This window comes from Streptomyces sp. WM4235, from assembly GCF_001279725.1.
Classification (GTDB): domain Bacteria; phylum Actinomycetota; class Actinomycetes; order Streptomycetales; family Streptomycetaceae; genus Streptomyces.
The window spans coordinates 56,562-73,285 of sequence record NZ_LGDE01000192.1 but is presented as its reverse complement, the minus strand read 5'-3'; the positions used below and the strand labels follow the sequence as shown (position 1 = coordinate 73,285).

The 16,724-nt window shown below is 73.4% G+C and carries 15 protein-coding genes and 1 pseudogene; 10 read left to right on the top strand and 6 right to left on the bottom strand.

Features of this window, described 5'->3' with window-relative positions; genetic code table 11:
* Positions 1-127: 127 nt before the first annotated feature.
* On the bottom strand, positions 128-1,555 hold the full coding sequence (locus ADK55_RS15605) for an HtaA domain-containing protein (RefSeq protein WP_053679130.1): 1,428 nt from the start codon (positions 1,553-1,555) through the stop codon (positions 128-130).
* Positions 1,556-1,689: 134 nt separating this feature from the next.
* Here ADK55_RS15605 and ADK55_RS15600 point away from each other — a divergent pair, with 134 nt between their 5' ends.
* The 6 genes from ADK55_RS15600 (at position 1,690) to efeU (ending at position 8,356) form a co-directional block, all read left to right on the top strand.
* Positions 1,690-2,721, top strand: a complete 1,032-nt coding sequence (locus ADK55_RS15600; protein WP_053679155.1) for a heme/hemin ABC transporter substrate-binding protein — start codon at positions 1,690-1,692, stop codon at positions 2,719-2,721.
* 52 nt (positions 2,722-2,773) lie between these two features.
* Positions 2,774-3,856, top strand: coding sequence for an iron ABC transporter permease (locus ADK55_RS15595; RefSeq protein WP_053679153.1), 1,083 nt, complete (start codon positions 2,774-2,776; stop codon positions 3,854-3,856).
* Positions 3,847-4,680 carry a heme ABC transporter ATP-binding protein gene (locus ADK55_RS15590; RefSeq protein WP_053679151.1) on the top strand — a complete coding sequence of 278 codons (834 nt, stop codon included), beginning with the start codon at positions 3,847-3,849 and terminating at the stop codon, positions 4,678-4,680. Before ADK55_RS15595 ends, ADK55_RS15590 begins: the two co-directional genes overlap by 10 nt.
* Positions 4,681-4,935: 255 nt before the next feature.
* Positions 4,936-6,075: an iron uptake system protein EfeO gene (gene efeO, locus ADK55_RS15585; protein ID WP_053679128.1), complete on the top strand. Its 1,140-nt coding sequence runs from the start codon at positions 4,936-4,938 to the stop codon at positions 6,073-6,075.
* 65 nt (positions 6,076-6,140) lie between these two features.
* Entirely contained in the window at positions 6,141-7,442 is a 1,302-nt protein-coding gene (efeB, locus tag ADK55_RS15580; protein ID WP_078998960.1) for an iron uptake transporter deferrochelatase/peroxidase subunit, read from the top strand.
* A 26-nt stretch (positions 7,443-7,468) separates the two neighbouring features.
* Entirely contained in the window at positions 7,469-8,356 is an 888-nt protein-coding gene (gene efeU / locus ADK55_RS15575; protein WP_053679125.1) for an iron uptake transporter permease EfeU, read from the top strand.
* Positions 8,357-8,367: 11 nt separating this feature from the next.
* Here the strand turns inward: efeU and ADK55_RS15570 are convergent, their stop codons facing one another.
* The 3 genes from ADK55_RS15570 to ADK55_RS15560 form a co-directional block, all read right to left on the bottom strand.
* Positions 8,368-8,928: a GNAT family N-acetyltransferase gene (locus ADK55_RS15570; protein WP_199826530.1), complete on the bottom strand. Its 561-nt coding sequence runs from the start codon at positions 8,926-8,928 to the stop codon at positions 8,368-8,370.
* 6 nt (positions 8,929-8,934) lie between these two features.
* A complete protein-coding gene (locus ADK55_RS15565) occupies positions 8,935-9,798 on the bottom strand; it encodes a PhzF family phenazine biosynthesis isomerase (RefSeq protein ID WP_053679124.1) in 864 nt (287 codons plus the stop codon).
* Positions 9,799-9,911: 113 nt separating this feature from the next.
* Complete coding sequence (locus tag ADK55_RS15560; protein ID WP_199826529.1) at positions 9,912-10,673, bottom strand: SDR family oxidoreductase; 762 nt, start codon at positions 10,671-10,673, stop codon at positions 9,912-9,914.
* Positions 10,674-10,780: 107 nt separating this feature from the next.
* Between ADK55_RS15560 and ADK55_RS15555 the strand changes: the two genes are divergently transcribed.
* Complete coding sequence (locus ADK55_RS15555) at positions 10,781-12,112, top strand: Bcr/CflA family multidrug efflux MFS transporter (RefSeq protein WP_234350051.1); 1,332 nt, start codon at positions 10,781-10,783, stop codon at positions 12,110-12,112.
* Positions 12,113-12,251: 139 nt separating this feature from the next.
* Entirely contained in the window at positions 12,252-13,274 is a 1,023-nt protein-coding gene (locus ADK55_RS15550) for a small ribosomal subunit Rsm22 family protein (protein WP_053679121.1), read from the top strand.
* A 58-nt stretch (positions 13,275-13,332) separates the two neighbouring features.
* Here ADK55_RS15550 and ddaH read toward each other — a convergent pair.
* Positions 13,333-14,169 (bottom strand): annotated as a pseudogene (gene ddaH / locus ADK55_RS15545) (dimethylargininase); the annotation flags it as partial.
* Between the two features lie 103 nt (positions 14,170-14,272).
* Here ddaH and ADK55_RS15540 point away from each other — a divergent pair.
* Together ADK55_RS15540 and ADK55_RS15535 are read left to right on the top strand one after the other, a co-directional pair.
* On the top strand, positions 14,273-14,935 hold the full coding sequence (locus ADK55_RS15540; RefSeq protein ID WP_053679117.1) for a TetR/AcrR family transcriptional regulator: 663 nt from the start codon (positions 14,273-14,275) through the stop codon (positions 14,933-14,935).
* Between the two features lie 157 nt (positions 14,936-15,092).
* Positions 15,093-15,842: a bifunctional DNA primase/polymerase gene (locus ADK55_RS15535; protein WP_053679115.1), complete on the top strand. Its 750-nt coding sequence runs from the start codon at positions 15,093-15,095 to the stop codon at positions 15,840-15,842.
* A gap of 77 nt (positions 15,843-15,919) precedes the next feature.
* Here ADK55_RS15535 and yaaA read toward each other — a convergent pair whose 3' ends face one another.
* Positions 15,920-16,720 carry a peroxide stress protein YaaA gene (gene yaaA, locus ADK55_RS15530; protein WP_053679113.1) on the bottom strand — a complete coding sequence of 267 codons (801 nt, stop codon included), beginning with the start codon at positions 16,718-16,720 and terminating at the stop codon, positions 15,920-15,922.
* Between the last annotated feature and the right edge of the window lie 4 nt (positions 16,721-16,724).

The window sequence follows — 16,724 nt, the reverse complement described above, 5'->3', positions numbered from 1 at the left end:
GGGGGGCGGCGGTGGCGATGGCGGCCGCGATGGCGGTCGGTGGGGGGTGGGGGGGCATGACGGGGTACTCCTGAAAGGGGAACGGGGGCGACGGGGGGTGTGGCGGGGTGCGGGCGAGGCGGGGGTGTCACGGCTGCGCGTCGGCGGAGCCCGAGGGCTCCGAACCGGACGCGGCCGTACGGCGCTTGCGCAGGACGAGGAAGATCGCGCCGGCGGCCAGGACCAGCAGGACCAGGGCGAGGGCGACGTACGGCCCGACGGACGAGTCCTTCTCGGCCTCGGCCTTCGGGGGCGCCTGGGAGGCGGCTGCCGCGGGCGCCCGGGAGGGCGACGGCGAGGCCGTGGAGCCCAGGTCGGGCAGGGCGGGAAGCTTGGCGTTGGCGTCGAGGGCGACGGAGAGCGAGACGGGGTCCATCTCGGTGCCGGCCTTGTACATGGCGTTGAAGGCCTGGGAGCCGCCCTCGGTGAGGGTGGCCGGGGCTTCGGTGAGGGTGGCGAGGCCGCCCTCGGTCTTGAGTGCCTTGGCGTCGAACTCGACGAGCGCGACGGCGTTCCTGGTCTCGGTGGGGGTGACGACGTCGGCGGTGAGGACACCCTTGCCGCCGTCGACCTTGACGTTCACCTTGCCGAGGGTGAGGTCGAGGTGGGCGCCGGTGAACCGGACGGTGCCGGCGAACGCCGCGTCAAGGGTGCCCTTCCCGCCGTCGTACGTGCCCTTGCCCTGCGGGAAGCGGAACAGCGCGCCGCCGTCCTGGGCGCCTTCGGCCAGGGTCCACTTGCCCTGCCCGACGGAGCCGGTGACGTACTCGCGGAAGGTGCGCCGGACGCCCCAGTCGACGGCGGCGTCGGTGAAGGCGCCCGCGGCCTGCGGAGCCTGCGGACTCCGGGCCGGGGCGCCGGCCTGCGTACCGGGCGTCGCGCTCTGCTCGGCGGGGGCCTTGACGTCGACGGACAGCGAGATCGGGTCGAGTCGGGTGCCGGCGGTGTAGTAGCCGGCGAAGGACTTCGCGCCTTCCGCGGTCAGGGTGGTCGGGACGTTCGTGAGGGCGATCGGGCTGCCGCCGCCCTTCATGTCGATGCCGGCGAGGCCGAGGGTGGCGAAGGGGACCTGGGAGGCCGTGCTGACGGCCCCGGTGTCCTTGGCCTTGCCGGCGACGTCCACGTAGAGGGTGCCGCGGCCGCCGGAGATCTTGACGGTGGGCCGGCTGACGGTGAGGTCGAGTTCGTACGACCCGTCGGACTTCTGGTGGCCCTGGAAGGTGACCCCGCCGGTGAACGCGGCGCCGAAGGAGCCGGAGTCGGGGTCGTAGGAGCCGGTCGCGGAGTGGAAGCGGAACAGGCTGCCGCCGACGGTGGCGGCGCCGCTCTTCAGCTTGAATCCGCCTTTCGAGATGGGGCCCGTGACATAACTCTGGAAGGACGATTTGATGCCCCAGTCGAGTCGCCCTCCCTGCACGGTGCGGTCGGCCGCCTGGGCGGCGGTGGCCGGGAGCAGGGCCCCCAACATGGCCGCCAACACGGCGACCGCGAACGCACGGACAGGTCTTGCGGGCATGACGGGCCCCTCCAGGGTCTGGCCAATAAGGTTAGGCTAACCTAAGCTACCTGCTGCCGGGGTGGAACCCCTCGGTCGCCAGAACTTTGAAGAACATTCAAGAACTCCAGTCGGACGATCAGGACGGTGCCTTCGTGCCTACGCCCGCCGCGTCATCCCGCTTCCCCCGTCTCGCGTCCGTCGCGGCCTCGTTGGCCCTGGCACTCACCGCGCTGACGGGCTGCGGAGGTACGGCCACCCCTGCGGGCTCCCCCGCCCACACCGGCGCCGCGGCGGCCGCCCCCGACCGGGTGGAACCCCTCACCCCGTCACCGACGCCCGCCCTCCCGGTGACCGTGCCCTCGGCGGACGGCACATCGGTGACCATCGCCTCGGCGGACCGCGTGGTCCCGCTCACCGGCAGCCTCAACGAGATCGTCCACACCCTGGGGCTCGGCGACCGGGTCGTCGCGCGGGACATCACCGCCACCTTCGAACAGGCCGCCAAGCTGCCGGTGGTGACACGGGCACACGACGTGTCGGCCGAGAGCGTGTTGTCGCTGCGTCCCACGCTGGTGATCGCCGAGACCACCACCGGACCCGCCGAGGCGATCGGGCAGATCCGCGACGCGGGCATCCCGCTGCTGGTCGTCGCCCCCGCCAAGACGCTGGACGACGTACGGAAGCGGATCGACACCGTCGCCGGCGCGCTCGGCGTCAAGGACGCCGGGACCCGGCTCAACGGGCGCACCGCCGACCGGATCGCCACCGCCCGCGAGGGCATCCCCGCCTCCGCGGCCGGCAAGAGGCCCCGGGTGGCCTTCCTCTACCTGCGCGGCACCGCCTCCGTCTACCTGCTGGGCGGTTCCGACTCCGGCGCGGCCTCGCTGCTGGAGGCGGCCGGCGCCGTGGACACCGGCAAGGAGTCCGGGCTCGGCAAGGACTTCACCCCGATCACCAGCGAGGCGCTGGCGGCGGCGGCGCCCGACGCGATCCTGGTGATGCGCAAGGGTCTGGAGTCCGTGGGCGGCGTGGACGGCCTGGTGAAGATCCCCGGTGTGGCCCAGACGCCGGCCGGCATGGACCGCCGCGTGGTCTCCGTCGACGACGGGGTGCTCCTCAACTACGGCCCCCGTACCGACCAGGTCCTCGCCTCCCTGATCTCCCAGCTCTACGGCAAGGCCTGATGTGACCGTCTCCCACGAGCCCCCGCGCGCGGGCGGCTCCTCGACGCCGACCGTGACGCCCGCGACGCCCGCCGCGCCCGCCGCGCCCTTGAAGGGTCCTGCCCGCAGGCGGCCCACCGCCCTGATCCTGACCGTCGCCCTGGTCGTGACGCTGGTCGTGCTGGCGCTGGTCTCCGCGGGCGTGGGCGCGTACCGGATCCCCGTCGGGGACGTACTCGCCTCCGTGCAGCACCGCGTGGGCCTCGGCGGGGCCGCCCTCGACCGGGTCGGCGAGAGCGTGCTGTGGAACGTACGGCTGCCCCGCGTCGCGCTCGCCCTGCTGGTCGGCTCCAGTCTCGGCTGCGCCGGCGCCCTGATGCAGGGGGTGTTCGGCAACCCGCTCGCCGAGCCGGGCGTCATCGGCATCTCGGCGGGCGCAGCCGTCGGCGCGGTCGCCGCGATCGGACTGGGTCTCACCTTCCTCGGGAACTGGACCGTCACCGCCTGCGCCTTCGTGGCGGGTCTGATCACGGTCGGCTCCGTGTACCTGCTGTCCCGCAACGGCGGCAGGACCGAGGTCGTCACGCTGATCCTGACCGGCATCGCCGTCAATGCCTTCGCGGGCGCCCTGATCGGCCTGTTCGTCTTCTTCGCGGACAGCGGCCAGGTCAACCAGATCACCTTCTGGCAGCTCGGCTCCCTCGCCCAGGCCACCTGGCCCAAGGTGCTCGCCGTCCTGCCCTGCGCCCTCGCCGGCCTGCTCGTCGCCCCCTTCCACGCCCGCAAGCTCGACCTGCTGTCCCTGGGCGAGCGACCGGCTCGGCACCTCGGCGTGGACGTGGAACGGCTGCGGCTGGCCCTGATCCTGGTCGTCGCGCTGCTGACCGCGGCGGCCGTGGCTGTGGCGGGCATCATCACCTTCGTCGGGCTGCTCGTCCCGCACCTGCTGCGGATGGCGAACGGCCCCGGTCACCGCTTCCTGGTCCCGGGCAGCGCCCTCGCCGGGGCCGTGGTCCTGGTCGCGGGCGACCTGGCCGCGCGGACGCTCGCGCAGCCCGCCGAACTGCCGTTGGGCGTGCTGACCGCGCTCATCGGCAGCCCGTTCTTCTTCTGGCTGTTGCGCCGGACCCGACGCAAGCAGGGAGGCTGGGCGTGATCACCCTCTTCCGCCGGACCCGCCGGAGCATCCCCGTCCGGCCCGAGCCCGGCACGCCGTACGCCGAGGCCGTGGACCTGCACGTGCGTCTCGGGCAGCGCGAGGTGCTCGCCGGCATCGACCTGACCGCCCGGGCCTGCGAGGTGCTGGCCCTGGTGGGACCGAACGGCGCGGGCAAGTCCACGCTGCTGGCCGCGCTCTGCGCCGACCTGCCGGCCGCGTCGGGGACCGTACGGATCGACGGGCGCCCGGTGGGCGACTGGTCGGCGCCCGATCTGGCCCTGCGCCGCTCGGTGCTCCCCCAGTCGGCCGCGCTGTCCTTCCCCTTCCCGGTGGAGGACGTCGTACGAATGGGCCGCGCGCCCTGGGCCGGCACCCCGCTGGAGGAGGACGACGAGGAGGCGGTGGCCCGGGCCATGGCCGCGACCGAGGTGACCGACTTCGCGGGCCGCCCGTTCTCCGCGCTGTCCGGCGGCGAACGCGCCCGGGTCGCGCTCGCCCGGGTGCTGGCCCAACGGGCCCCGCTGCTGCTGCTCGACGAGCCGACCGCCGCCCTGGACCTGCGCCACCAGGAGCTGGTGCTGCGGATCTGCCGGGAGCGGGCCGCGGCCGGGGACGCGGTGGTCGTCGTCCTGCACGACCTGGGCCTGGCGGCCGCGTACGCCGACCGGGTGGCGGTCCTGCACGACGGGCGGATCGCGGTGGACGGCCCGCCGTCCGAGGTGTTCGAGGACGGCCTGCTGAGCCGGGTCTACCGGCAGCCGGTGGAGGTGCTCCCGCACCCGCGCGGCGGGGCGCCGCTCGTGGTTCCGGTCCGCGGCTGAGCCGGCCGCCCCGGCCTGTCGGTGATGGTCACGGGCCGTGCGGCGGCCGGGCCGGGCGCCTTCCGTCGCGCGGGACGCGAAGCCCCGCTTGACCCCGGCTTGACCCGGCCATGGGGTCGTCATGGAGGGGTCGTGACGGCCTCGTGTCCGGCGGTGGAAGGTGAGAGCTGTATCACTGGACTGTCGGGTATGAGTGAGGTAAGCCTCGGTTAAGTTAGGTCCGCCTCACCAGCCCTTACCTCGCCAGGAGCCTCCATGCGACCCGCTCGCCTCACCGTTCTCGCCGCGGCCGCCGTCGTGGCCACGCTCACCGCCGTCACGGGCTGCGCGGAGAAGGGCGACGCCGGCGGCGACGGCGCGATCAAGGTCGCCGCCTCGGACAGCGCCTGTGAGGTCTCCAAGAAGGAGTTCCCCGCCGGCAAGATCACGGTCGACGTCGAGAACAAGGGCTCCAAGGTCACCGAGGTCTACGTCCTTTTCCCCGACGACCGGATCGTCGCCGAGCGCGAGAACATCGGCCCCGGCACCAAGGCCTCCATCACCGCCGAGATCAAGGCGGGCGACTACGAGATCGCCTGCAAGCCCGGCATGAAGGGTGACGGCATCCGCCAGGCGGTCAAGGCCACCGGCGGCGGCGCCGTCGCCAAGCGCAGCCCGGAGATGGACGCCGCGGTCGCCGAGTACCGCAAGTACGTACAGGGGCAGGCCGACGAGACCCTCCCCAAGGCGCAGGCCTTCGCGGACGCGGTCAAGGCCGGCGACGTCGAGGCCGCGAAGAAGGCGTACGCCGTCTCGCGCATCGGCTGGGAGCGCACCGAGCCCGTCGCCGAGTCCTTCGGCGACCTGGACCCGAAGGTCGACCTCCGCGAGGCCGACCTGGAGGCCAACCAGGAGTGGACCGGCTGGCACACGCTGGAGAAGGCCGTGTTCAAGGACGGCAAGCTCGGCGAGCCGGAGAAGAAGCTCGCGGACACCCTGATGGCCGACCTCACCGTGTGGCAGAAGAAGGTCGGCACGGCCGAGATCACCCCGACCTCGATGGCGAACGGCGCCAAGGAGCTGCTGGACGAGGTCGCCACCGGCAAGGTGACGGGCGAGGAGGAGTTCTTCAGCCACACCGACCTGGTCGACTTCAAGGCCAACGTCGAGGGCGCGGAGAAGGCCTACCAGCTGCTGAAGCCGGTCGCCGCGAAGAACGACCCGGAACTCGCGAAGACCCTGGACACCCGGTTCGCGGCGCTGAACACGCTGCTGGACAAGTACCGCGCCGACAAGACGGGCTACGACTTCGTCTCGTACGACAAGGTCGGCGACGCGGAGCGCAAGGAGCTCTCGGACGCGGTCAACGCGCTGGCCGAGCCGCTCTCGAAGCTCGCCGCCTCGGTCGCGAAGTAACCAGGGAGAACAGCGGAGCGGACGGGAGTACGAGGATGGCGGAGTCGAAGTCCCAGCCGGCGGGAATGCCGGAGCCGCAGCCCGGCGACGGGCCGCGCGCCGACGGCCCGGAGGCCGGCGCGCCGACCGGTGGCGGCCCCGCCGCGCCCTCGCGGCGCGCCGTGCTGGGCTGGGGCGGCGCCGGGCTGGCGCTCGGCGCCGCCGCGACCGGCGGCGCGGTGGCGGTGTTCGGCGGTGGCACGGACGTGGTGCCGGCCGCCTCCTCGGGGGCGGCCGTGCCCTTCCACGGCGAGCACCAGGCCGGGATCGCGACCGCCGTCCAGGACCGTCTGCACTTCGCCGCCTTCGACGTGACGACGAAGGACCGGGCCGAACTCGTCGCGCTCCTCAAGGAGTGGACGCGGGCGGCCCGGTTGATGACGGCCGGGCTGCCGGTCGGCGAGGGCGGTTTCGGCGGTCTGCCGGAGGCTCCGCCGGACGACACGGGCGAGGCGCTGGGCCTGAAGGCCTCGCGGCTCACCCTGACCGTCGGCTTCGGCCCGGGCCTCTTCGCGAAGGACCGCTTCGGCCTGGAGGGCAGGCGCCCGGCCGCCCTGGTGGACCTGGAGCTGTTCCCGGGCGACAACCTGGACGCGGCCCGCTCCGGCGGCGACCTGTGCGTCCAGGCGTGCGCCGACGATCCGCAGGTCGCGGTGCACGCCATTCGCCAGCTCGCCCGGATCGGCTTCGGCAGGATCGCGATGCGCTGGTCCCAGCTCGGCTTCGGCAAGACCTCCTCGACGACCCCGGACGCGCAGACCCCGCGCAACATGATGGGCTTCAAGGACGGCACCCGGAACGTCTCGGGCACGGACCGGGAGGCGTTGGAGAAGTTCGTCTGGGCGGGCCCCTCCGACGGCTCCGACTGGATGGCCGGCGGCTCGTACCTGGTCGCCCGGCGCATCCGGATGCACATCGAGACCTGGGACCGCACCTCCCTGCGGGAGCAGGAGGACATCATCGGCCGCGACAAGGGCGAGGGCGCCCCCGTCGGCAAGTCCAAGGAGCGCGACGAGCCGTTCCTGAAGGCGATGAAGCCGGACGCGCACGTCCGCCTCGCGCACCCGGACACCAACGGCGGCGCGACGATCCTGCGCCGCGGCTACTCCTTCACCGACGGTACGGACGGGCTGGGCCGGCTCGACGCCGGACTGTTCTTCCTGGCGTACCAGCGGGACGTCCGCAAGGGGTTCGTGCCGATCCAGCGGGAGCTGGCCAGGAACGACTCGCTCAACGAATACATCCAGCACGTGGGTTCGGCCGTCTTCGCCGTCCCGCCGGGCGTCCGTGACAAGGACGACTGGTGGGGCCGGACGCTGTTCGCGTAGTTCCCGTAGCGCGTAGGAGGATCCGCGTGTTCAGCAATTATCTGATCGGTCTGCGCGAGGGGCTGGAAGCCAGTCTCGTCGTCTGCATTCTCATCGCCTACCTGGTGAAGACCGGGAACAAGGACAAGCTCGGGCCGCTGTGGCTCGGCGTGGGGCTGGCCGCCGGGCTGAGCCTGGCCTTCGGCGCGGGCCTGGAGTTCGGCACCCGCCAGTTGACGTTCGAGGCGCAGGAGGCGATCGGCGGCTCCCTGTCGGTCGTCGCCGTGGGCCTGGTGACGTGGATGGTCTTCTGGATGAAGCGCACCGCGCGGCACCTGAAGGCCGAGCTGCACGGGAAGTTGGACGCCGCCCTCGCGATGGGCACGGGCGCGCTGGTGGCCACCGCGTTCCTGGCCGTCGGCCGGGAGGGGCTGGAGACCTCGCTGTTCGTGTGGCGGTCGGTGAAGGCCGCCGGTGACGGCGCGGGCCCGCTGACCGGGGTGCTGCTCGGCATCGCGACGTCGATCCTGCTGGGCTGGCTGTTCTACCGGGGCGCGCTGCGCATCGATCTCGCGAAGTTCTTCAAGTGGACCGGCGGCCTGTTGGTCGTGGTCGCGGCGGGCGTGCTCGCGTACGGGGTCCACGACCTCCAGGAGGCGGACTTCCTGCCCGGACTGTCGAACAAGGCCTTCGACATCAGCGAGACGATCCCGCCGGACAGCTGGTACGGCACCCTGCTCAAGGGGACGTTCAACTTCCAGCCGGACCCGACGGTGTTCCAGCTCGTCGTGTGGGCGCTGTACCTGCTGGTCGTCCTGACCCTGTTCCTGGTCCCGGTGCGCTCCGGTCGGTCGTCTGCGCCGGTGCCCGCGAAGGCGGCGACGGCGGCGAAGGGGCCGGACGGCGACGACGCGGGCCGGCGGGCCCGGGACTGACGCCGAACGGCCTACCAGAGGCGGTCGATCGTCCCGGGGTACAGCGGGACCCGGATCCCGGTGAACGCGGTACGGGCCCGCTCCGGGTCGGGGCCGAGGAAGGCCGCCAGGACCGTCTTGTCGAAGCCGGGGGCGTCGGTGGCCAGCGGGTCGGCGGGGGTTCCGCCGACCAGGACCGTGCCCGGGAGCCGTTCGAAGCCGGCCGCCTCGTAGAACGCGCCGAGCGGCCGATCGCAGCTGAACAGGGCGAGGTCCACCGTCGGGTCGGCGGCCAGTTCGGCCCGGGCGGCCGCGACCAGGCGCCCGCCGATGCCCCGCCCGCGCAGCTCCGGCCGGGTCACCACCCCGCTGAGCCCGGCGGCCCGCCAGGTCCGGCCGGGCAGGCGGATCTCCTTGCGCAGCAGGGCCAGTGAGGCGGCCACCGTGCCGCTCCCGTCGACCAGCAGCACCGTTCGGGGAGCGAGGGCCGGGTCGTGGCCGGCTCCGGCGCCCGGCCATGCCCGCTCCTCCAGGGCCCGGACCTGCTCGGCGAGCGGGTCGGGCGGTGTCTCGTACGTCTCGACGCGCAGCACGACGCCCTACGCGATCCGCACCCCGGCCCCGCCCACCCGCACCCGGGGGTCGCCGGGGCGCAGTTCGACGGTGAGGATCCCGGGGCGGCCCATGTCCTCGCCCTGGTGGAGGGTGAGGAGCGCCTGCTCGGGGACGAGGCCGGCCTCGCGGGCGTACGCGCCGAAGGCGGCCGCGGCGGCCCCGGTGGCGGGGTCCTCGACGACGCCGCCGACCGGGAAGGGGTCGCGTACGTGGAAGACGGTCGGGCTCTCGCGGTAGACGAGCTGGACCGTGGTGAGGTCCAGGCGCCGCATCAGGGCTTCCAGGCGGGCGAAGTCGTAGGAGAGGTCGGCGAGTCGGGCGCGGGTGCCGGCGCCGATCACCAGGTGGCGGGCGCCGGCGTAGGCGATGCGGGGCAGGAGTGCGGGGTCCAGGTCGGTCGCCGGCCAGTCCAGCGCGGCCAGGGCCTCGGCGAGGTCGGCGTCGGCGATCTCCTCGACGTGCGGTGCGACGCTGGTCAGGGTGGCGCGCAGGCCCTCGCCCGGCTCGGCGGTGACCGAGACGGGGACGGTTCCGGCCGGGGTCGCGAACAGCAGCTCGCCGGGGCCGATCCGCTCGGCCAGGGCGACGGCGGTGGCCACGGTGGCGTGCCCGCAGAACGGCACTTCCGCCTTGGGGCTGAAGTACCGCACGGTGAAGGCGCGGCCGGGTTCGCCGCCGAGGTCGTGCGGCGGGTCGGTGAGGAAGGCCGTCTCGCTGTAGCCGATCCCGGCGGCGATGGCCAGCATCGCGGGTGCGTCCAGGCCGGCCGCGTCGAGGACGACCCCGGCGGGGTTGCCGCCCGCCGGGTCGCCGGAGAAAGCCGTGTAGCGCAGCACTTCGGTCGTCATGATCGGCTCAACTTCCGGGGGCGGGAACGCATTCCCGGGTCCGCGCCGCCCTTGTCCCGCGTCCGCCCCCGGCCCGGTCGCGGGTCCGCCCCCGGCTTGGTCGTGGCGGCGGGTCAGCCGCGTCCGATGTAGGGCATGGCGCTCGCCATGACGGTCGCGAACTGCACGTTCGCCTCCAGGGGCAGTTCGGCCATGTGCAGGACCGTGCGCGCCACGTCGGCGGCGTCCATCACGGGTTCCACCTCCAGTCGCCCGTTGGCCTGGAGGATGCCGGTCCGCATCCGCTCGGTCATCTCGGTGGCCGCGTTGCCGATGTCGATCTGGCCGCACGCGATGCGGTACGGCCGGCCGTCCAGCGACAGCGACTTCGTCAGGCCGGTCATGGCGTGCTTGGTCGCGGTGTAGGCGATCGAGTTCGGGCGCGGGACGTGCGCGGAGATGGAGCCGTTGTTGATGATCCGGCCGCCCCGCGGGTCCTGGGCCTTCATCATCCGGAAGGCGGCCTGGGCGCACAGGAAGGAACCGGTGAGGTTGACGTCGACGACGGACCGCCAGGCCTCGTACGTGATGTCCTCCAGCGCGACGCCGGCCGGGCCGAAGGTGCCCGCGTTGTTGAAGAGCAGGTCGAGCCGCCCGTACCGCTCCCGTACCGTCGCGAACAGGGCGCCGACCTCGTCCGGGTCGCGGACGTCCGCCGGTACGCACAGCACGTCCGCTGCGGCGCCGGCCGCCTTCGCGGTGTCCTCCAGGGGTTCCGGACGGCGGCCGGCCACGGTCACCGACCAGCCGGCGCCCGCCAGCGCGAGGGCGACGGAACGGCCGATGCCCGAGCCCGCCCCGGTCACCACGGCGATCTTGTTTCCACGTGCGTTCATGGGGCCGCAGGGTACGTCACACGGGAGACGGGTCCACGGGCGTTCCGACAGCTGAGAGCATGGATCGCTCAGGGGTGCGAAAAGAAGACAAAAGACTGGAGTTCCGCATGTCGGAGAGAGGCCCCTCGACGGCCCCCTCGGAAGAGTCGCCGCACGGCTCGGTCCCCGTCGCCGGCGCGGCGCCGACCGCCGACGCCGCACCGCTGAAGGCCGCGCGCCGCACCGGCCTGCTCGTCACCTTCATCCTGGGCGGACTGACGGCCCTGCCCCCGCTGTCCATGGACATGTACCTGCCGGCGCTGCCGCAGGTCACCGACGCCCTGCACAGCCCGGCCGCCACCGTCCAGCTCACCCTGACCGCCTGCCTGGCCGGCATGGCGCTGGGCCAACTGGTCATCGGCCCGATGAGCGACAAGTGGGGCCGCAGGCGCCCGCTGCTCATCGGCATGATCGTCTACGTGCTCGCCACCGCGATCTGCGCCCTCGCCCCGACCACCGAGCTGCTGATCGCCTTCCGGCTCCTCCAGGGCCTGGCCGGCGCCGCCGCCATCGTCATCGCGCGCGCCGTCGTCCGCGACCTGTACGACGGCGTCGAGATGGCCCGGTTCTTCTCCACCCTGATGCTGATATCGGGGGTCGCCCCGATCATCGCCCCGCTCATCGGCGGGCAGATCCTGCGCGTCGCCGACTGGCGCGGGGTCTTCGTCGTCCTGACCGCCGTCGGCACCGCGCTGACCCTCGTGGTCTGGCGGGGACTCGGCGAGACCCTGCCGCCCGAGCGCCGCCACACCGGCGGCGTCGGCGCGGCGCTGCGCACCATGCGCGGGCTGCTCGGCGACCGGGTGTTCGCCGGGTACACCCTCACCGGCGGGTTCTCGTTCGCGGTGCTCTTCTCCTACATCTCCGCCTCCCCCTTCGTGGTGCAGGAGATCTACGGTGCCTCGCCGCAGGCGTTCAGCCTGCTGTTCGGCCTGAACTCCGTCGGCCTGATCGTCGTCGGGCAGATCAACGGCAAGCTGCTGGTGGGCCGGGTCAGCCTCGACAAGGCCCTCGGCGTCGGCCTCGCGATCATCACCACCGCATCGGTGGCCCTGCTGCTGATGGCCACCGGGGTCTTCGGGAAGGTCGGGCTGGTCCCGATGGCCGCCGCGCTGTTCGTGCTGATGTCGGCCATGGGCCTGCTGCTGCCGAACACCAACGCGCAGGCGCTGATGCGCACCCCGCACGCCGCCGGGTCGGCCTCCGCGCTGCTGGGCACCTCCTCGTTCCTCGTCGGGGCCATCGCCTCGCCGCTGGTCGGGATCGCGGGCGAGGACACGGCGGTGCCGATGGCGGTGGTGCAGTTGTCCTGCTCGCTGCTCGCGGTGGCCTGCTTCCTGGGCCTGTGCCGGCCGTGGCGCGGCCGCGAGCCGATGTCGGGCGCCCGGGCCCGCGCGTAGGTCCTGTCCGGGGCGGTGCCTCCGTCCCGGGACGGAGGCACCGCCCCGGGGCTCGGCCCCGGCCCGGGCGGTACGTCACCGGCCCGGGCGGTACGTCCGCCGCGTCACCGGGCCCCGCTCGGCGCCGTAAACTTCGCGGGTGAACGCCGCCTCCGCCCCCGCACCCACCACCGCCGAAACCCTCCGGTCCGCGCTGGGCCGGCTCCTCGACGGGCTCCCCCCGAAGCAGGCCTCCGCCGCCGTGGAGCGGCTCATCGCCAACTACCGGGGCACCACCCCGACCGACGCGCCCGTACTGCGCGACCGCTCCGACGTCGCGGCGTACGCGGCGTACCGGATGCCGGCGACCTTCGAGGCGGTGCGGTCCGCGCTGGACGGGCTGGCCGAGGCGGCCCCGGAGTGGGTCCCGGCCTCGCACGTCGACGTGGGCGGCGGCACCGGGGCCGCGACCTGGGCCGTGGACGCCATCTGGGACGGGCCGCGCGAGACCACCGTGCTGGACTGGGCGGAACCCGCGCTGGTCCTGGGCCGGGAACTCGCGGCGGCCTCCGCCTCCCCGGTGCTCCGCGCGGCCGAGTGGCGGCGGGCCGTCATCGGGTCCGGGATCGCCCTGCCCGACGCGGACCTGGTGACCGTGTCGTACGTCCTGGGCGAGTTGACGGCGGAGGCCCGCCGGGCCGTCGTCGCGGAGGCCGCGCGCGCCGGTCGGGCGGTCGTGCTGATCGAGCCGGGCACCCCGGACGGGTACCTGCGCCTGCGCGAGGCCCGCGAGCAGCTGATCGAGGCCGGTATGACGGTGGCCGCGCCCTGCCCGCACGACGGCACCTGCCCGATCGAGGTCGGGAAGGACTGGTGTCACTTCTCGACCCGGGTCAGCCGGTCCTCCCTGCACCGTCAGGTCAAGGGCGGCTCCCTGCCGTACGAGGACGAGAAGTTCGCGTACGTGGCCGCGACGCGCTTCCCGGTCGAGCCGGCCACCTCCCGGATCACGCGGAGGCCGCAGATCCGGAAGGGGCTCGTGCTGCTGGAGCTGTGCGGTCCGCAGGGGACGGGCGAGGGCGAGGGTCTGACCCGGGCCACCGTGACCAAGCGCCACGGTGACCTCTACAAGGCGGCGCGGGACGCCGACTGGGGACAGGAGTGGCCGCCGCCCGCCCGGTGACGTCCGCCTCGGCCACACTCGCCTCGGCCACATCCGCCCCGGGCCACATCCGCCCCGGCTACATCCGCAGCTCCTGGGTGCAGCACTTCACGCTGCCGCCGCCCTTGAGCAGTTCGCCCAGGTCCATCGGGACCGGCTCGAAGCCCCGGTCCCGCAGGGGTGCCAGCAGGCCCGTGGCGGCCTGCGGGAGCAGCACGTGCAGCCCGTCGGAGACGGAGTTCAGCCCGAAGGCCGCCGCGTCCCGGTCCTCCACGAGGAGGGCGTCCGGGAAGAGGCGCCGGAGCACGGCCCGGCTGCCCGGCGAGAAGGCCTGCGGGTAGTACATGACCTCGTCCCCGTCGAGGACGGACAGGGCCGTGTCGAGGTGGTAGTAGCGGGGGTCCACCAGGTCGAGGCCGATGACCGGGCGGCCGAAGAACTCCTGGGCCTCGTCGTGGGACAGGGGGCTGGAGCGGAAGCCCCGGCCGGCGAGGATGTAGGTGGCGGTGACGGCGAAGTCGCCCTCGCCCTCGTTGACGTGGGACGGCTCGCGGATGTCCGTGAAGCCGTGGGTGCGGAACCAGTCGAGGTGGAGTTCCGCCTCGGCGGTGCGTTCCGGGTAGGCGAACCGGGCTCCGAGGACCCGGCCGTCGACGACCAGGGCGCCGTTCGCGGCGAACACCATGTCGGGCAGGTCGGGGTCGGGCACGAGGGTCTCGACGGTGTGGCCGAGGGCGCGGTAGCGGTCCCTCAGGTCCTCCCACTGGGCCAGTGCGAGGGGCAGGTCCACCGGTTTCGTGGGGTCCATCCACGGGTTGATGGAGTACGTGACCTTGAAGTGCGCGGGCGGGCACATCAGGTATCGCCGGGGTGTGGCGTCTCTGCGCAATGAGGGCTCCTCACGGTGATGAGGAGTGAATCGTCTCTCCTCCGGGGCGACCGCGCAGTGAACTGACCGGGTGGTTCAGCTCAATGACCGAAACACAAGACGAAACGTCTCGCATTGGTACGTTGGCCGGATGAACGAGACCCCTGCCGCGGATCCGCGAGACGCCAAGGCCCGCACCCCCAAGGCCCCGGACGCCGCTCGCCGCAGCGACCGGTCCCGGCGGGCCATCCTGGACGCCGCCCTGGACCTGGTCGGGGAGGTCGGCTACAACCGGCTCACCATCGAGGCCATCGCGGCCCGCGCGAAAGTCGGCAAGCAGACCATCTACCGCTGGTGGCCCTCCAAGGCGGCGGTGCTGCTGGAAGCCTCGCTCGCGCTGGCCGGCGAGGCGGAGGAGGACGTCGAGTGGACCGGCTTCCCGGACACCGGGGACCTGGCCGCCGACCTGAAGTACGTCCTGCGGGCGACGGTGGACCAGTTCAACGACGAGAAGTACGAGGCCGCCGCCCGCGCCCTGACCGCCGCCGGCGCCACCGACGCGGAGCTGGGCGCACGTATGACCGAGCAACTGCTGGAGCCCCAGCTCGCCCTGTACGAGGCGCGGTTGCGCACGGCGCGGGCGGCGGGCCAACTGGTGCCGGAAGCCGATCTGCGACTGACCGTGGAACTGCTGGTGGGGCCGCTGACGCACCGCTGGCTGATGCGGACGGCGCCGCTCACGCACGCCTACGCGGACGCCCTCGTGGACGCGGTGCTGCGCGGCGTCGGCGGGGTGGGAAAAGTCACCGCCTGACACTCGGCCGACCGGGGCCGTACCGGGGGCCGAGAACATATGGCCGGTTCCTGTGGTTATGTGGGCCACCCGAGTTCGGGGGGTGCGGTCACTCTCGGCCCGGGATGGTGGGACCATGTGAGGGTCCGCCGGGGGCAACGGTGAGGTGAGGGGATTGATGGGGTCTGAGTCCGGCCGCGTCCAACGCGGCGAGCAGAGCAGGATTTCCCAGTGGCTGCGCCGCCGGCCGAAGCCCACTCCGGAGGACCCCGGCGAGGAACGCGAAGCCCTGCTGTTGGCCGTCGCCGCCGCGGGCCTCCCGATCGCCCCGGCCGCCCATCCCGCCGGCTACCGGTGTTCGTGCGACCGGATCGGCTGTCCCACGCCCGCGCGGCACCCCGTCTCCTTCGCCTGGCAGACCCAGTCGACCACCGACCGCGCGCAGATCGAGCGGTGGGCGCGCAACCAGCCCCAGGCCAACTTCATCACCGCGACCGGCATGGTCCACGACGTCCTGGACGTACCGCTGGAGGCCGGCCGCGACGCACTGACCCGTCTGCTGGCCGCCGGCGTAGAGGTGGGCCCGGTCGCCGAGTCCGGCGGTACGGGCGAACAGGCACGGATGCTGTTCTTCACCGCCACCCGGGGCACCCCGGAGGACGAGGACGAGTGGTGGCCGTGCGAGCTGGACTGCCACCCCGAGACGATGGACGAGCATCCGGGCCTGCGCTGGCACTGTCGGGGCAGCTATGTCCTGGTCCCGCCGGCCGCCCTCCCCGGTGACCTCTCCGTCGGCTGGCTGCGCGGCATGGAACACCCGCTGCCCGACCCGCTGACGCTGCTGGAGACCCTCACGGACGCCTGCGCCCTCTACGCGGGCTCCTCCGCCCGGACCCCGGAGGCCGTGGCCTGGCCCCTGGGCCGCTGACCCCCTGGGCCTCTGAGCCCCTCGGCCCCGGCCCGGGCCCGGGCCCCGGCCCCGGAGCCCTCGACGACGCCGGTCCCTCAGTGGATCCGCGTCACGACCACGTCGAGGGACCACGCCTTCGCCGGCTTCGCGGGAACGTCGGCCTCCACCGCGTAGCCGAGGTCCCGCAGGGCCGTCACCAGCTCCGCCGGCGACCCGGGGGCCGCCCCGGCGAGCAGCAGGTCCCGGACCAGGCGCCCCTTCGTGGCCTTGTTGAAGTGGCTCACCACCGACCGCTTCTCCACGCCGTCCACCCTCTGCGAGTGCAGCACCCGCACGGTGGCGGTGCGGCCCGCGACCTCGCCCTTGGGCTTCCACGCGGAGGCGTAGGCGGAGGACCGCAGGTCCAGCACCAGCCCGTCCCCGGCGGCCTCCGGCAGCACCGACGCCATCGGCTCCCGCCAGTGCGCGCCCAGCGCCCCCAGCCCCGGCAGCTTGACGCCCATGGAGCACCGGTACGAGGGGATGCGGTCGGTGACCCGTACCGCGCCCCACAGCCCGGAGAAGACCAGCAGCGACCGCTCGGCGGCCAGGGCGGCCGGCTCGGGCAGGTCGGCCAGGCCGAGCGCGTCGTACAGGACCCCGGTGTAGATCTCGCCGGCCGGTCGCGCGACGGCCGTCCGCAGCTCGGCGTTCTTCGCGACCTCGCCCCGCAGCCCCTCGCTGAGGCCCAGGACCTCGCGCGCCTTGAACTCGTCGCCGACGCACAGCTCGACCAGTTCCTCCAGGACCGCCGCCCGCGCCCCGGCCAGCCCCGGCAGCGACAGCGTCTCCGGCTTCAGCGGTGCGCCGGAGCCGCCGGCGGCCTTTCCCTCGGAGGGCGGCAGCAGCACGAGCACGGTG

Bases quoted from the DNA above. Each gene is read 5' to 3' on its own strand.
- ADK55_RS15565 (WP_053679124.1), bottom strand. From the start codon at position 9,798: ATGACGACCGAAGTGCTGCGCTACACGGCTTTCTCCGGCGACCCGGCG.
- ADK55_RS15605 (WP_053679130.1), bottom strand. From the start codon at position 1,555: ATGCCCGCAAGACCTGTCCGTGCGTTCGCGGTCGCCGTGTTGGCGGCC.
- efeB (WP_078998960.1), top strand. From the start codon at position 6,141: ATGCCGGAGCCGCAGCCCGGCGACGGGCCGCGCGCCGACGGCCCGGAG.
- ADK55_RS15540 (WP_053679117.1), top strand. From the start codon at position 14,273: ATGAACGAGACCCCTGCCGCGGATCCGCGAGACGCCAAGGCCCGCACC.
- ADK55_RS15555 (WP_234350051.1), top strand. From the start codon at position 10,781: ATGTCGGAGAGAGGCCCCTCGACGGCCCCCTCGGAAGAGTCGCCGCAC.
- ADK55_RS15535 (WP_053679115.1), top strand. From the start codon at position 15,093: ATGGGGTCTGAGTCCGGCCGCGTCCAACGCGGCGAGCAGAGCAGGATT.
- ADK55_RS15560 (WP_199826529.1), bottom strand. From the start codon at position 10,673: ATGAACGCACGTGGAAACAAGATCGCCGTGGTGACCGGGGCGGGCTCG.
- efeO (WP_053679128.1), top strand. From the start codon at position 4,936: ATGCGACCCGCTCGCCTCACCGTTCTCGCCGCGGCCGCCGTCGTGGCC.